Here is a 15,039-nt window from a genome sequence, read left to right on the forward strand (position 1 = left end):
ACCCTCGCAATCACCCGCAGTGCACTTTCCCCATAGTCAGCGCCACGACCCCCGCGGCTTCCTCCTTCCGAGGTTTGTCAACGCGGGCCGACGCCCGCAGGACCCCCGCCGTCACGCAGCGGCCCGCTTCGAAAAACCTTCAGGACAGTGGACCTTCGCTGCAATGCAGCAGGAAACTGCGCGGACTGAAAAAGCGGACCTTCGGCAAAGCAAATACTGCTCGTCTGATCTCTGAACACAAGATCAGGGGCCCGATCATTCGCTGCTGTTGCAATGAATTCCAGCAATATCAGGGAGCCGACGTCCAGTTGGCGGAAAACAGGAATTTGCAGAGCCTTTCCAGCACGTTTTGATCTCTGTGGAATTTCGGATTTCTCGCCGCAGAAGCTGTGCTAATGCTCGAACGAAAACTCCGCCTGAACTTTGTCCCGTGCTTCGCGGAGCGCGGATTCAAGGCGGGTTTTGATGCTGGCATAGCGCATCGTCGGGACCGGAACCGAAATTGCGTGGTAGTTCCCGCTCAGGTCGCGAAATGCAAACCCCACGGCTGAAATTCCTGCGGTGTGTTCGTCAACGTCATAGGCCAACCCCGTTGCGCGGATATCGGCCAGCTTGGCCAACAATGCCTGCAAATCATCTTCTGCCAATCCGCCGGCGGTTTCCTGATCGATCAGGTGCCGCGCCTCCTCTTCGGGCATCAGCGCAAGGCAGGCGAGGCCATTGGCAGTGGTGGTCAGCGGAAAAACCTCACCTACCGAAGATACGGTTCGAAGCCTGTGCAGCCCTGGCACCTGGTCGAGGAAAATCATGCCGCCGTTGCGTAGCACCGCGAGATCGGTTGTTTCACCGGTCTTCTGCGTGACGTCGTTCAGGATCGCGCGGCAGCGTTCCACGATGTTGAAATTCGCCGCTTCGGCAAAGGCGCCCAGTTCCGGGCCAAGCCGGATACCGCCACCGTTCGGGTCTTGGATGATGAACCGCTCTGTGGACAGGGCCCCCGTGATTCGCTGTACCGTGGAGCGGGGCAGGTCAACGCGGCGGGCGATCTGACCAAGGCTGAGTCCGCTTTGTTCCTCTTTCAGTACGCGCAGGATTGCCGCAGCGCGCGCAATGACCTGAATGCCGGAACGGTCTTTTTTGTCATTTTCTTCAGCCATGTAGCGCCAGAACCTTTCTTGATCATTCAAGTGGTGGAAAATACCGTTCACTCGGTATGTATCGCAATGCGGTGCAAGTCAACCGTATCGCAAGTAATTCTTGACCGTATGGCGGTCGATATGTACCGTAATTCGGGACAGGGGGAGGAGCTTCCTGCATAGACATTCAATCCGACACCGGCCTTTCGCCGGTGAACAGAGAAGGTGCATCCGATGGTCGAGATCCGCGGAATCGAGTTTCAGGCAAATACCGACAACGACATGGGTCTGGAGTTCTACAACCTCAGCCACCGCTTTGGGTTTCAGAACCCCAACTGGCCGTATTTTCAGGATACCAAGATCGAACGTATCCATTACATGGCCAAGTCAGGTGTGCTGAGCCAGCGCATCACCACCACGATGCACGCCACCACCCACATCGACGCGCCGGCCCACGTGGTGCAGGGCACGCCCTTTATCGACGAAGTGCCGCTGCCGCATTTCTTTGGTACCGGCCTTGTCGTGTCGATCCCCAAGAAGAAGTGGGAGCCGATCACCGGCGAAGACCTGGAGAAAGCCTGCGGTCACGCGATCCGCAAGGGCGACGTGCTGATCATCAACACCGGCTGGCACCATGATTACGAAGATGGCGACTACTTTGCCTACTGCCCTGGTCTGGTCTCCTCGGCCGCTGAATGGATGGTTGAAAAGGGCGTCAAGGTCGTGGGCCACGACACCCAGGCCAACGACCACCCGCTGGCCACGGCGATCGGCCCGCAGCGCAATGGCCCGCTGCTGCCGCACCTTGAAGAGGAATACCGCGAGTGGTCCGGCGGCAATGACTGGAAAGATGATTTCCCCGAGTGGGAGCCGGTGCACAACATCCTGTTCAAGAACGGTATTCTGGGCATTGAGAACGTTGGCGGCGACCTGGACGCGGTCACCGGAAAACGCTGCACCTTCGCCTTTTTCCCGTGGAACTGGGATCGTGGTGATGGCTGCATCATCCGCCTCGTTGCGATGATCGACAAATCGCAGGGCTTCCGCATCGACGACGGCGCTGAGTTCTGAACACTCCCCGACTGGCCCCCCGGTGGGCCGCGGGCCTTTTTAAAATGGGGGGGGCGGGGGGGGGGCCCTGCATGGGGAAAGTTTTAAAGAAGGGGAGGCCCACCAAGCGGCCAAACACCTTTGGTTGTTCTGGCTGCGGCTGCAGGGCTTTGAAGAGGGTGGACCAAAAAACCAATGGATCGGCTTTAGCCAGTTTCTGCCGGGCGGCGGCGCGGGCCCCGACAGTACGCCCTTTGAGAAGGTCTATGTCGTGCTCGAAGGCGAGATGACGGTGATCGTCGATGGCGAGGAAACTGTCCTTGGCCGCTTGGACAGTTGCACCATCCCCCCCGGCGAGGTTCGCAAGATCGAGAACCGTTCCAACGACACCTGCAAGATGCTGGTTGTCATCCCCTATCCGTCCGAATCCTGACCGGAGGCCTGAGCCATGAATGCACTGACGAACCCTCTTTCGATGTTCGACGTAAAGGACAAGGTGGCGCTGATTACCGGGGCGTCTGGCGCGTTCGGCATGGTGGCTGCACGCGTCCTTGGAGGTGCCGGAGCTAAGTTGGTTCTGGTGGCGGGCAATCAGGAAGCGCTGGACGAAATCGCCTCTGAGTGCCGCGAGATAGGGGCCGAGGTGACAGCCATCAACACGCGCCCTTCGGACGAAGAGACCTGCAACGGCCTCGTGGCGCAGGCCGTCGAGGCCTACGGGCAGCTTGATATCCTTGTGGTTGCCTCGGGCATGAACAAGGTCGCGCTGATCAACGATATGGCGCCGGAGACCTTTACCTCGGTTATGGATGCCAATGTCACGCAAAGCTGGCTGCTGGCGCGGGCCGCTGCGGGGCAGATGAAGGCGCAGGGCGAGGGGGGCAAGATCGTCCTTGTCTCTTCCGCACGGGGGCTGCTTGGCCACCCGGCGGGGTATACCGCCTATTGCGCCTCAAAGGCCGCGACCGATGGCATCGTCAAGGCGCTGGGTTGTGAGCTGGGCCCCACCGGTATCACCGTCAACGCCATTGCGCCGACGGTTTTTCGTTCCCCGCTGACAGCCTGGATGTTCGGCGACGACGAAAAGGCAAAGACCGTGCGCGCCGGGTTCCTCGCCCGCGTACCCAAAGGGCGTCTGGGCGAGCCCGAGGACCTTGCCGGGCCGCTGCTGTTCCTCGCCTCCAAGGCATCCGACTTTTACACCGGGCATATTCTCTATGCCGACGGTGGCTATACGGCGGGCTGAATAATGGTTCCCAAGAATCAACAAATGGCCGTGATCGGTGCCGGGCTGATGGGGCATGGCATCGCGCTGACCCTGGCCCGTGCCGGGCAGTATGTGACAATAACCGACCCACATTCAGAGACGCTGAATAGTGCGCCGAAGCGGATTTCCGACAGTCTGAAGGTTCTCGGTGCAAAGGAGACCGAAATTGCCCGTGTGCTGAAGATGATCGAGCTGTGTTCTTCGGTCAGTGTCGCCGTGCGCGACGCGGATTTCGTCTTTGAGGCAGCGCCGGAAAAGCTGGACCTCAAGCGCCAGATCTTCGCCGAGGTCGAAGCGCATGCGCCCACGGGCGCGGCGCTGGCGTCGAACACCTCTGTCATCCAGATCACCAAGATCATGGACGGGCTGAAACACCCCGAACGCGCGCTTGGCACCCATTGGTGGAACCCGCCGCACATGATCCCGCTGGTCGAAGTGATCAAGACCGAATGGACCGACTCGGATGTGGCCGACCGGATGATGGCGCTGCTGGCCAGCGCCGGGAAAACTCCGGTGATGGTGGAAAAGGATGTGCCGGGCTTTATCGGCAACCGCCTGCAACACGCGCTGTGGCGCGAGGCGATCAGCCTTGTCGAACGTGGCATCTGTGACGCCGAAGCGGTTGATACGGTTGTGAAATCCTGTTTCGGGCGGCGTTTGGCCGTGCTCGGCCCGTTGGAAAACGCCGATTTGGTCGGCACCGATCTGACGCTGGATATCCACGAGAACGTCCTGTTTGACCTCGAAAGCCGCAAAGGCCCATCGCCTTACCTCGAACAGCTGGTCAAGGACGGAAAGCTGGGCATGAAATCCGGTGAAGGGTTCCGAAAATGGACGGAAGACGAAGCCAACGACGTACGCGCTCGCGTCGGTCGTCACTTGACCCGGCTCGAAGGTATTCTCGACGACTGAACCAGCCCTGACTTCACAACAAACCCGGCGGGGAGGCCGGGAGGAGGAGAAAACCATGAAGAAACTGCTGACCCCCACACGCCGCGGGTTCCTGACCGGAAGCGCCGCGATGCTGGCAACCCCCGCGATCCTGCACGGCACCCGTGTCTATGCTGCCAATCCGACGCTGAAGGTCGGTCATGTCAGCCCGCGCACAGGGCCGCTCGCAGGCTTTGCCGAGGCCGACGATTACGTGCTGGCCGCGATCCAGGACCACTTCAACGCTGGTATCGAAAACAACGGCAAGACCTGGAACATCGAGATCATCTCGAAGGACAGCCAGTCGAACCCGAACCGCGCCGCCGAAGTGGCCGCTGACCTGATCCTCGGCGACGAGGTAGACATCATCGTCGCCGCCTCGACCCCCGACACCGTGAACCCGGTCGCTGATCAGGCGGAAATCAACGAGGTGCCCTGCATCACCACCGACTGCCCGTGGCAGCCCTATTTCTTTGGCCGCAACGGCGTGCCGGGGCAGGGATTTGACTACACCTACCACTTCTTCTGGGGTCTCGAAGACGTGATCGGCGCCTTCCTCGACATGTGGGACAGCTCCGGTGTGGCAAAGGTCGTCGGCGGGCTGTTCCCGAACGACGCGGATGGCAATGCTTGGGGGGACGCAGAGCTTGGTCTTCCCAAGCCGCTGGCGGCTGCCGGTTACGACCTGACCGATCCCGGGCGCTACCAGCCGTTGACCGACGATTTCTCGAACTACATCAACGCCTTCAAGGAAGCAGGGGCAGAGATTGTCACCGGAAACATGATCGCGCCGGACTTCGCCACCTTCTGGGCGCAGGCGGCACAGCAGGGCTTCAACCCCAAGATCGTGACCATCGGCAAGGCGCTGCTGTTCCCCTCTGTCATCGAATCCCTCGGCGAGCGTGGAGACGGGCTCTCCTCCGAAGTCTGGTGGTCTCCCAACCACCCGTTCGCGTCGTCCCTGACCGGCGCGTCCGCCAAAGAGCTTGCCGAGGGGTACGCGGCGGCGTCGGGTCGTCCATGGACCCAGCCGATCGGCTTCAAACACGCGCTGTTCGAAGTGGTGGCGGATGTGGTCAAACGCGCCGAGGATCTTGAGGATTACGAGGCCATCGCCGCCGCGATCCCCGAGACCAAGCTCGACACCATCGTCGGCCCGGTCGACTGGTCCAATGGCCCGATCAACAACGTCACCAAGACGCCGCTGGTGGCGGGCCAGTGGCAAAAAGAGGGCGACGGTTTTGACCTCAAGATCGTGGCCAATTCGGCGGCACCGGAGATCCCGCTGACCGGAGAGCTGAAACTGCTCTGACCGCAAGGGGCGGCGGAGCGATCCGCCGCCCGACATTGTTCATCCGGAGATCCCGATGGCGCAGATTCTGCAACTTGACGGCGTGTCGAAGTCCTTCGGCGCGGTGACCGTCGCTGACAGCCTCACATATGGGCTTAACGAAGGTGAGGCTTTGGGCGTGCTGGGGCCAAACGGCGCTGGCAAGACTTCGATGTTCAACCTGATCACCGGCACGCTCAGGCCCGACTCCGGTCGGTTCACCTTTGCCGGCGAGGACATCACAGGGCACAGTGCGGCCCGTCGCTCGCGCTCAGGAATTGCCCGCAGCTTTCAGGTGCCGCAGCCTTTTACGCACATGACGGTTTTCGAAAATGCCATGGTTGCGGCGACGCAGTCGGCGGGGCTGTCGGGCCGCGAGGCGGAGCGGCTGTGTATCGACGTGCTGGACCAGACCGAGCTTTTGGGCAAGGCCAATGACCGCGCCGGGGGGCTGACGCTGCTGAACCGCAAGCGGCTTGAACTGACCCGCGCGCTCTGCGCCAAACCGCGCCTGCTGCTGCTGGACGAGATCGCGGGCGGGCTGACCGAGGCGGAATGCACCTCGCTGATCGCCACCATCAAGTCGATCCACGCAAGCGGGGTCTCGATCATCTGGATCGAACATGTGGTGCACGCATTGATGGCGGTGGTCGAGCGGCTGATCGTGATCGACTTTGGCAAAAAGATCGCCGAGGGCGAGCCCAAGGCGATCATGGACAGCCCCGAGGTGCAGGAAATCTATCTGGGGATTGAAGCCGATGCCTGAACCGATCCTGACACTCAGCGGCCTGGATTCCTTCTATGGTGACTTTCAGGCGCTCTACGGAATCGATCTGGCCGTCAACGAGGGCGAAGTCCTGGCCATCATTGGCGCCAATGGCGCGGGCAAGACCACGCTCCTGCGCTCGATCTCCGGGCTGATCGGCAACAAACCCGAGCACGTGCGGTTCCGCGGCAAAACCATCGGCACAGAGCGCCCGGACGTGATTGCCCAAATGGGGCTTGCGATGGTGCCGGAAGGGCGCCAGCTTTTCCCGTCGCTCTCGGTCGAGGAAAACCTGATGATCGGCGGCCGGGTCAACCGCAAAGGCCCGTGGAATCTCCGCAAGGTCTACGACCTCTTCCCCATCCTCGAAGAGCGCAAGGCGCAGGCCTCCACCTCTCTTTCGGGCGGTCAGCAGCAGATGGTCGCCATTGGGCGCGCGCTGATGTCGAACCCTGAATTGATCATGTTCGACGAGATCAGCCTCGGCCTCGCGCCGGTGATCATCCGCGACATCTACAAGGCGCTGCCCGGCATCGTCGGCGGCGGCATGAGCGCGGTCATCGTGGAACAGGACATCACCAAGGCGCTGGCGGTCTCAAGCCGCGTCTATTGCCTGCAAGAGGGCCGGGTGTCGCTGGAAGGCAAATCCGACGCCGTATCGCGCGAAGACATCGCGCGCGCCTATTTCGGAGTGGAATGAGATGGATTTCGTGAACGCAGTTGTTCAGGGCACCTTGCTGGGCGGGCTCTATGCGTTGTTCGCTGCCGGGCTGTCCCTGATTTTCGGGGTCATGCGGCTGGTCAACATCGCGCACGGCGACCTGATCGTGCTGGCCGCCTATCTGGGGTTGACCACGACCGTGGCACTGGGGGTGCATCCGCTGGTGGCGCTCATCGTGGTTGTTCCCGCGATGGCGGGGATCGGGTATGTGCTCCAAAGGGCGGTGCTGAACCATACCCTGGGCGATGATATCCTGCCGCCGTTGCTGGTCACCTTTGGCCTGTCAGTGATCATCCAAAACGCCTTGCTGGAAGGCTACAGCGCCGATCCGCAAAAGATGGACGCGGGCGCGCTGGAGACCGCTTCTGTGGCGCTTGGCCCGCTGTCGCTGGGTGTGCTTCCGCTGCTGACCTTTGGCATCGCCATCGCGGTGATCGCGGGGCTGCAATGGACCTTCTATCACACGCCGTTGGGCCGCGCCTTCCGCGCCACGTCGGACAATCAAGACATCGCGCAGCTTATGGGGCTGAACAAACGCCATGTCTTCGGGCTGGCCATGGCGCTGGCGCTGGCGGTGACGGCGGTGGCGGGGATCCTGTTGGGCATTCGCACCAGCTTTGACCCCTCAGTCGGAGGCGGGAGGCTGATCTTCGGTTTCGAGGCCGTGATCATCGGCGGTCTGGGCAACCTCTGGGGCACGCTGATTGGGGGCGTGATCCTTGGCGTGGCCCAGACCGTGGGAGCCACGATCAACCCCGGCTGGCAATTGCTGGCAGGCCATATCGCCTTTCTTGTCATTCTCGCCGTGCGACCCAACGGCCTATTCCCGAGGATCAGCGGATGAACACAGATATTCGGATAAGCCGTACCTCCAACGCCGCCAAGGTCGCCGCTGTGCTGGGCGCGCTGATCGTGGTGATCCTGATCGCCGCGCCGTACTGGGCGGGCCGGGCCGATATGCGGCTGATGGGCGAGATCTTTCTCTACCTTGCGCTGGCCTCGCTGTGGAACCTGCTGGCGGGCTACGCCGGTTTGGTCTCTGTCGGGCAACAGGCCTATGTGGGTTTTGGCGGTTACATGCTGTTTGCGCTGACCATCTTCGCCGGTCTGCCGCCGCTGGTCGCCATCGCGCTGGCGGGCGTGCTGGGCGCGCTGATCTCGATCCCCGTCGCGGCGCTGATCTTCCGCCTGCGCGGTGCCTATTTCGCCATCGGCACCTGGGTCATGGCCGAGGTCTTCCGGCTGAGCTTCGCGCAGGTTTCGGCATTGGGAGGCGGCTCCGGCACATCGCTGCCCACGGCCATCGTGCGTTCCATGGCGGATGGCCGCTCTGCGCGTGAGGCGCTCAGCTACTGGCTGGCGCTGGGGGCGGCGCTGATCGTCGTCACAGCCGTCTACCTGCTCCTGCGTTCGCGCAAAGGGCTGGCGCTTACCGCGATCCGCGACAATGAACTGGCCTCGGCCTCGCTGGGCATCGACATCTGGCGCACCAAGTTCTTTGTCTATGTCGTCACCTCGGCCATGACTGCCATGGTGGGCGCGCTGATCTTTCTGCAAAAGCTGCGGATCTCGCCCGATGCGGCATTCAGCGTGAACGACTGGACCGCATTCGTGATCTTCATCGTCGTGATCGGCGGCATCGGCACGATCGAGGGCCCGATCATCGGCACGCTGATCTTTTTCCTGCTGCGCGAAACCCTGGCAGACCTTGGCACCATCTACCTCATGGTCCTCGGCCTTGTCGCCATCGTCGTGATGCTGAAGGCGCCGCAGGGAGTCTGGGGTTTCATCCGGCACCGTTTCGATCTGCAACTCTTCCCGCTTGGCTACCGCGTCGTGAACGCTGAGAAATCCAAAGGAGCCTGACCCATGGCACGCCAGAAAACCGTCATCACCTGCGCCATCACAGGGGCGATCCACACGCCCACCATGTCGGACGCGCTGCCCTTCACCTATGACGACATCGCGCAACAGGCGATGGACGCGGCCGAGGCCGGGGCGTCGATCCTGCATCTGCATGCGCGCGACAACGAAACCGGCGCGCCGTCGGTCGACGTCAAGGATTTCCAGCCCTTCCTGCCGCGGATCAAGCAGGCGACGGATGCGGTGGTGAACATCTCGACCGGCGGGTCGCTGTCGCTGTCGATTCAGGATCGGATCACCCCGGCCAAGACCTTTTCCCCCGAGATGTGTTCGATGAACATGGGGTCGATGAATTTTTCGTTCCATCCGCTCGCCAACCGCTACAAGGACGACGACTGGAAGTTCGACTGGGAAAAGGATTACGTCGCCAACTCCGACGGCAACATTTTCCGCAACACATTCCGTGACATCAAGGAGGCCGCCGAAACGCTGGCCCCGCATGACATCAAGTTCGAGCATGAATGCTACGACGTTGGCCACCTCTACAACCTGAAATTCTGCATGGATATCGGGCTGTTCAAGGCACCGGTGTTTATCCAGTTCATCTTCGGCATCCTCGGCGGGATCGGCCCGGAGGTCGACAATCTGGTGTTCATGAAACGCACCGCCGACCGGCTGTTCGGCGACGACTACCGCTGGTCCGTGCTGGGCGCGGGTGGATCGCAGATGAATCTTGCCACCACCGCCAGCCAGATGGGGGGCAACGTGCGCGTGGGATTGGAGGACAGTCTCTTTATCTCGCGCGGTAAGCTGGCGGAGTCGAATGCCGCCCAAGTCGCCAAGATCCGCCGCATCGTCGAGGATCTGGGCTGTGAGGTTGCCACGCCCGACGAGGCGCGAGAGATCCTCGCGCTGAAGGGCGGCGACCGCGTGAATTTCTGAGCACAGACCATGCCGTGCATACAGCCACCGGATAAGAAGCTGAAAGGCCTCACCGGTTTGCACCTGTAGCAGGCACCGTTTTCACGCTGTTTGAAGCGGGTTCGGATCGTGATGAAAGAGACCGGGGGTGACTGCGAGAGTCCCCCGGTCAATCTGGAAAAGGACGAACTCGCCACGCCGAAAAAACCGAAATGGTTCCGGCAAGAGTTTTCGCCCGATCAGTCCTTGACGACCCATTGCTTGAAGCTCGGATCCAGCTCATCGCACGCTGCGAGGATCAGATCACGGGATTGGAACGGACCGGCGTCGTCAATGGTTGCAGAGACCGTTACACATTGCGCCGGATCGGCGGCCAGGCGCATCTCCATGCTGGTCGCATCATAGGCAAAGGCCTGTTTAGGGTCCTGCTCATCGCAAGCCACCAGGCCAAACGGGTTTTCTACATTGTCCGGCGCGGTGTAGACCATGCACATGCCGTCGTAGGTCGCCGATTGAATCCTGCCGCTTTCCGCCGCGTAGGTAAACAACACGTCGTCGCCAGTCGGCTTGCAGGAATGCGCGTGCAGTTGGTCACTGAGGCCCCGGCCTTCGGTATCGATACACCAGCCGAGCATGGCTTCCTCGTCGAGATTTTCAGCAAGGTGGATCACTGGCCCTGCGGTCTTGATCCCCGGCGCTTCGGCGAGGGACAACTGAGGGAACGCGAGGCTCATCGAGGTGGCAAACAGGACGGCGAAAGTTGAGGCGTTGATTTTCATCGGTTGATCCCCTCCAAAGGGTCACTGTCGAAATTGCTGCTGGAAGGCCCGGATGCGGGCGGCATTGACGCCTTGGTCACTGCGGCCAACTCTCGATACGCCGCGCATGTCGACACGACTTCCGTCACCTTGCGGGGTCACAACCACCACAACGTCATCGGCGAAGTAAAACACGGAGGTGCGGGCAGTTGCCTCGAACCGGCGGCGTTCCACGTCGTCGGCGATGATCTCCCACCCCATATCGCGGGCCACCGTCAAGGCGCGTTCATAAGCATCGCCGGCGTCCAGATTGGTCTCCAGAGGGGCGATGTCGGGATAGGCTTTGGCCTGGGCCGCAGCCACTTCGGGGCCACCGTAGTCGAGCGTGTTACGAGCGCCGTCGCGAGTGTCATCGAGCACTTCGAACAAGGGCGGATTGGCGATATCGGTCGAGATGTCGTGGATCGGCGCGGCGCGCTGCGGCGGGTTAAGCGTGGATGCGGCCAGCGGCGCGAGAAGGGCCAGACCGACAAGCGCGGCAAGACCGCCCGCCAGCATGCCACCGCGTTCCTTGCGCACGAAGTGTATGATCAATGCGATCAGGCCCACAGCAGCAACGACCATCGCCAGCGGGTTGAAATAGGTTCGATACAGCCCGAATCCGGTGATCGGCTGCCACAGTCCCAGGCGTGCGCCAAACAGCATCAGTGCAACGCCTACAGCGCCGAGAACGGCGATGAAAAGGGCGATTTTTCCAGAATGTTTCATCAGTTCCTTAGGCCTTTCACCACCTGTATTCGTCGCGCGGGCCAGCCTGGCTGCGCATCTGTCTTCATTGCGTTTGCGCCGCCAGCCGCGCGACCGCCCTGTCGCGGATGCACAGGCGTCGGTGACAATCTTCAGTCTTGCCCAGACCTGCGCCGTGTCGTTTGCGATCATCGGGGAGCCCGTCGGAAAAGCACCGAGCCAAACACTTTCCAAATGCAGGCCTTCGTCCGGTTCGCGACAATTGACTGCCCGGCGATTTTGGTGCCTTGTGAGCAAATATTGCACACAACGCAAGATTTTGGGAGATGACAGTTTCGTTACGAGAGAGGCGAAGGCAGCAAACCGCGCGCGATATTCAGCTGGCGACACTGGAATTGGCGGTTCGGCACGGGCTCGAAAACATCACCACGGAGGAGATCTCTGCTGCTGCAGGTGTTAGCCCGCGGACCTTTTTCAACTACTACACGAACAAGGAGGCCGCCGCGATCGGGGCGCCGCCTGCATTCCGGGAGGCGGACAAGGACGCCCTGCGCGACGGAAGTGGCGAACTGGCAGACGATCTCAAGCAATTCTTCGACCGGCACATGGAGGCTTTGGCCAAGGATGAACCTGTTCTCAGGATGGTCGGCAAGATCCTGCGCTCGAACGAAAAGGCGCGGGGCATCCTCGAAGGTTTTCTGATCGTGGCGCGCGGCGAACTCACGGAGTGCCTGTGCCATCGCGTGAAAGATCGCCAAACCGCCGCCGCCCTCGCCAGCAGCAGCACCGACGCGATAGGCCGGGCGATCTTTCTTTGGGAGCACGAAGATGACCTGTCTCTTGGCACGGCTATGGACATCGTCTGGGAGGGAATGATCAGCGCATCCCGACTGTTGGCACGCTCCGCCGATTAGCTTCTGTTGCCGTCCACGAAACCGGCAGCAGGCCAATTGGCACTGCAGTTATTCGGTAACTGGATCATCATCGGGACGCGGGAAGGCAACCAAAATATGGCAGGTACGTCAGCCGATACGCACTCCGCACCTGCCGGTATCGAGCAATTGTAGCGAATGGCAGGCTTGGCTCGCTGCGCTGCAGTATAGGGAGTTCATGTCTAATGTCCGGATTGGGCCGATCGCGTCGCCGGTGCGAAGCTCGACAATCATGTCGGGAAGCGGGGGATTCGCCGCAGTTGCAAATCCTGCGGCTGGCAGGAACAAATCTGACGTTTGCGTGAGCCCGATTTGTGTTCCTCTGCTATCTGCAATGCGGCGTCCTATTTGAAGCGCGCGGGGCCTATCTGCCAAGTTCTTCGCAGGTGTTGCCAAGTCTCTTGGTGCGATGGGCAATCGGCACTCATAGGCTATTGTTTGGGACGGGCACGGATCCGACTGGTTCTGTATACCCAATGAGCTATGAAGAAGGCGGAGAACGCCAGTGGGGATGCCAACTGATGCAGAATCTTCTTGCGACGTCCAAGAAAGTCAGGCTTCGCCAGCTTAGGTGTTTCGTGGCTGTGGCCAGAAAGAAAAGTTTCGTGCTCGCGTCCGAGGATCTTGGCCTGACGCAACCCGCGGTCAGCCGCAGCGTCCGCGAGCTTGAACAGGTTCTCGGGCACGACTTGTTCGACCGCTCTACCAGGGGCGCGGAACTGACGCCGCGCGGGAGGACATTCCTCGAAGCGACGGAATCCGGCCTGCTGCAAATATTTCAGGGCGTGCGCTCCGTCACGGGAGAGATCTTGTCGGACGAGATCGTACGGATCGGGGCCTTGCCGAACGTGTGTTCCCAGTTCCTTCCTGCCATCGTGCAGACCTTTAAGGGCGAGTATCCCGGCGTGAAGGTGCGGGTCACCCCTGGGACCAACGCCGACCTGTTGAGCAGCCTCCGACGCGGCGAGACCGATTTCGTGATAGGGAGGCTGTCGTCCAGCGAAGAAATGCGCGGACTGGTTTTTCGGGCACTTTTCGATGAGCCCTTGGTTTTTGTTGTGCGTGCGGGGCATCCGCTTTCCGAAGGGCGGGCCACGTTGCAGGAGGCTTTGACCTTTCCGACCTTGCTGCCACCGGACGGCACGATCATCCGGCAAGAGTTGTCGCGGTTTTTGTCGGGGCAAGGAGTATCCGAATTACCCGACGTGGTGGAAACCACCTCGTCCGATTTCCAGCGGTCCTATATTAGCCGGACGGACTGCGTGGCAGTGATCCCCCGTGGTGTCGTTCAGGCCGAATTGGAAAGCCGTGCATTCGTTCAACTTCAGATTGGAACCGATGCGATGCGGGGCCCGGTGGGTTTGACGACAAATCCTGACCTGCGTCTGGGGCCCGAAGCGCAACACCTCGTGCAAACGATCCTGAACACCCCACTGGATACCAAAAGTGGTATATTAGATCGGCGATAATGAATTTCCCGCCGCATATTCGATATGGCAAGCTCTCCCGAGACGCAGTGTATGGGAGGACTCACACGTGTACCGATTCAAAGGATTTCTCGCCGCGGCAGCCTTGGCTGCAAGTGCAACCCTGGCGCAGGCCCAGACGCTAAGCCTTGAAGGCGGCGGCGCGGCCTCGCTCACCGGCATCGTACCACAGACCTACGCCCAATTTGCGGCCGAAGAAGGCATCTCGCTCCAGGTGGTACTCGGGCAGACGCTGACGCGGTCAGCGCTGAAACTGGCAGCGGGACGGATCGACATGGCAGTTGTGCCGCCTAATGCCTATGGCGCCATGTCGCGCGGCGTCGGCCCTTACAAGGAGCAGGGCGATCAGGCCAAGAAGATGGCCGAAAACGTTCGCGCACTCTTTGCGTTTCCGGCGGGAACCTTCCAGGCCGTGGTCTGGGCCGACAGCGGGATCGAGGATTGGGATGATCTGGCTGGCAAGCGGGTTTTCATCGGCCCCCCGGCCGGAGCGGCCAGCGACCAAATCCAGACGCTGATCCGGCTCGCTTCGGGCGGTCTAACCGTTGACAACGGCGATTACGAAGGGATCAAGGCACCGTGGGGTGCCGCGCAGCAGTCGTTCCAGGATGGACAGTTCGACGTGTACATCGGCTCTATTGCGGTCGGCAGTCAAGCGCTGAATGAATTGAGCCTGCAACGCGACATTCGCATTCTCGGCGTCTCAGACGAGGTTCGCGCATCGCAAGACTGGGCCGAGTTCCTGACCGAGCAAGCGCAGTTCGAATCCGTGGTTCCCGCAGGCACTTATTCTGGCCAATCCAACGGCGATCAGGACCTTGTGACCACCGCCTCCGCCATGATGATGAGCGTCACCGCAGAGATGGATGACGACACGGCTTACGCGTTGACCAAGGCCTATTGGACCAACCTCGACGCAATGAAGAACGCCAATGCGCTGATGCGGTCGATAGATGCGAGCAAGCCCTTTGCCGGGATGAACGCACCACTGCACCCGGGCGCCTTGCGCTACTATCAGGAGGCTGGCATCGAGATCCCTGCCGATCTGATGCCCTGATCCTCCCCCGGCCAGCCGCACCGCTCCCCGCGGCCGGCCACCCCAGCCCCCAAGCCGATCCCCTCGAGGAGACC

Annotated in this window: 17 protein-coding genes; 14 read left to right on the top strand and 3 right to left on the bottom strand. The window is 61.2% G+C overall.

Going from position 1 to position 15,039, the window contains the following annotated elements; all coding sequences use genetic code 11:
* Nucleotides 1-353 (top strand): hypothetical protein (locus tag ACTXGA_RS23310; RefSeq protein WP_443397120.1); only part of this gene is annotated, 353 nt, incomplete at its 5' end.
* Nucleotides 354-392: 39 nt separating this feature from the next.
* Here the strand turns inward: ACTXGA_RS23310 and ACTXGA_RS23315 are convergent.
* Nucleotides 393-1,208: an IclR family transcriptional regulator gene (locus ACTXGA_RS23315; protein WP_443397121.1), complete on the bottom strand. Its 816-nt coding sequence runs from the start codon at nt 1,206-1,208 to the stop codon at nt 393-395.
* A 162-nt stretch (nt 1,209-1,370) separates the two neighbouring features.
* Between ACTXGA_RS23315 and ACTXGA_RS23320 the strand changes: the two genes are divergently transcribed.
* From ACTXGA_RS23320 to kce, 10 genes are all read left to right on the top strand, one after another.
* Complete coding sequence (locus ACTXGA_RS23320; RefSeq protein WP_074838878.1) at nt 1,371-2,207, top strand: cyclase family protein; 837 nt, start codon at nt 1,371-1,373, stop codon at nt 2,205-2,207.
* Nucleotides 2,208-2,331: 124 nt separating this feature from the next.
* Entirely contained in the window at nt 2,332-2,619 is a 288-nt protein-coding gene (locus tag ACTXGA_RS23325) for a cupin domain-containing protein (protein WP_443397122.1), read from the top strand.
* A gap of 15 nt (nt 2,620-2,634) precedes the next feature.
* Nucleotides 2,635-3,432, top strand: a complete 798-nt coding sequence (locus tag ACTXGA_RS23330; protein WP_443397123.1) for an SDR family NAD(P)-dependent oxidoreductase — start codon at nt 2,635-2,637, stop codon at nt 3,430-3,432.
* 24 nt (nt 3,433-3,456) lie between these two features.
* On the top strand, nt 3,457-4,365 hold the full coding sequence (locus tag ACTXGA_RS23335; RefSeq protein ID WP_443397124.1) for a 3-hydroxyacyl-CoA dehydrogenase family protein: 909 nt from the start codon (nt 3,457-3,459) through the stop codon (nt 4,363-4,365).
* Between the two features lie 55 nt (nt 4,366-4,420).
* On the top strand, nt 4,421-5,695 hold the full coding sequence (locus ACTXGA_RS23340; protein ID WP_443397125.1) for an ABC transporter substrate-binding protein: 1,275 nt from the start codon (nt 4,421-4,423) through the stop codon (nt 5,693-5,695).
* 55 nt (nt 5,696-5,750) lie between these two features.
* A complete protein-coding gene (locus tag ACTXGA_RS23345; RefSeq protein ID WP_443397126.1) occupies nt 5,751-6,479 on the top strand; it encodes an ABC transporter ATP-binding protein in 729 nt (242 codons plus the stop codon).
* Nucleotides 6,472-7,179: an ABC transporter ATP-binding protein gene (locus ACTXGA_RS23350; RefSeq protein ID WP_443397127.1), complete on the top strand. Its 708-nt coding sequence runs from the start codon at nt 6,472-6,474 to the stop codon at nt 7,177-7,179. The genes ACTXGA_RS23345 and ACTXGA_RS23350 overlap by 8 nt, the downstream gene beginning before the upstream one ends.
* 1 nt (nt 7,180) lies before the next feature.
* Nucleotides 7,181-8,044, top strand: a complete 864-nt coding sequence (locus ACTXGA_RS23355; protein WP_443397128.1) for a branched-chain amino acid ABC transporter permease — start codon at nt 7,181-7,183, stop codon at nt 8,042-8,044.
* A complete protein-coding gene (locus ACTXGA_RS23360) occupies nt 8,041-9,066 on the top strand; it encodes a branched-chain amino acid ABC transporter permease (RefSeq protein WP_443397129.1) in 1,026 nt (341 codons plus the stop codon). Before ACTXGA_RS23355 ends, ACTXGA_RS23360 begins: the two co-directional genes overlap by 4 nt.
* Before the next feature lie 3 nt (nt 9,067-9,069).
* Nucleotides 9,070-10,005: a 3,5-dioxohexanoate:acetyl-CoA acetone transferase gene (kce, locus tag ACTXGA_RS23365; RefSeq protein WP_443397130.1), complete on the top strand. Its 936-nt coding sequence runs from the start codon at nt 9,070-9,072 to the stop codon at nt 10,003-10,005.
* 218 nt (nt 10,006-10,223) lie between these two features.
* On the opposite strand, the gene ACTXGA_RS23370 is transcribed toward kce, so the two are convergent.
* Entirely contained in the window at nt 10,224-10,763 is a 540-nt protein-coding gene (locus ACTXGA_RS23370) for a ricin-type beta-trefoil lectin domain protein (protein ID WP_443397131.1), read from the bottom strand.
* Nucleotides 10,764-10,784: 21 nt separating this feature from the next.
* On the bottom strand, nt 10,785-11,681 hold the full coding sequence (locus tag ACTXGA_RS23375; protein WP_443397132.1) for a DUF1499 domain-containing protein: 897 nt from the start codon (nt 11,679-11,681) through the stop codon (nt 10,785-10,787).
* Between the two features lie 203 nt (nt 11,682-11,884).
* Here ACTXGA_RS23375 and ACTXGA_RS23380 point away from each other — a divergent pair, with 203 nt between their 5' ends.
* The 3 genes from ACTXGA_RS23380 to ACTXGA_RS23390 all read left to right on the top strand — a co-directional run bounded on the left by ACTXGA_RS23380 (nt 11,885) and on the right by ACTXGA_RS23390 (nt 14,965).
* Complete coding sequence (locus tag ACTXGA_RS23380) at nt 11,885-12,403, top strand: TetR/AcrR family transcriptional regulator (RefSeq protein WP_443397133.1); 519 nt, start codon at nt 11,885-11,887, stop codon at nt 12,401-12,403.
* 494 nt (nt 12,404-12,897) lie between these two features.
* Nucleotides 12,898-13,890, top strand: coding sequence for a LysR substrate-binding domain-containing protein (locus tag ACTXGA_RS23385; RefSeq protein ID WP_443397134.1), 993 nt, complete (start codon nt 12,898-12,900; stop codon nt 13,888-13,890).
* 67 nt (nt 13,891-13,957) lie between these two features.
* On the top strand, nt 13,958-14,965 hold the full coding sequence (locus tag ACTXGA_RS23390) for a TAXI family TRAP transporter solute-binding subunit (protein ID WP_443397135.1): 1,008 nt from the start codon (nt 13,958-13,960) through the stop codon (nt 14,963-14,965).
* The last annotated feature ends 74 nt before the right edge of the window (nt 14,966-15,039 follow it).

Origin of the sequence: Antarctobacter jejuensis, assembly GCF_052266595.1 — a bacterium.
GTDB lineage: Bacteria > Pseudomonadota > Alphaproteobacteria > Rhodobacterales > Rhodobacteraceae > Antarctobacter > Antarctobacter jejuensis.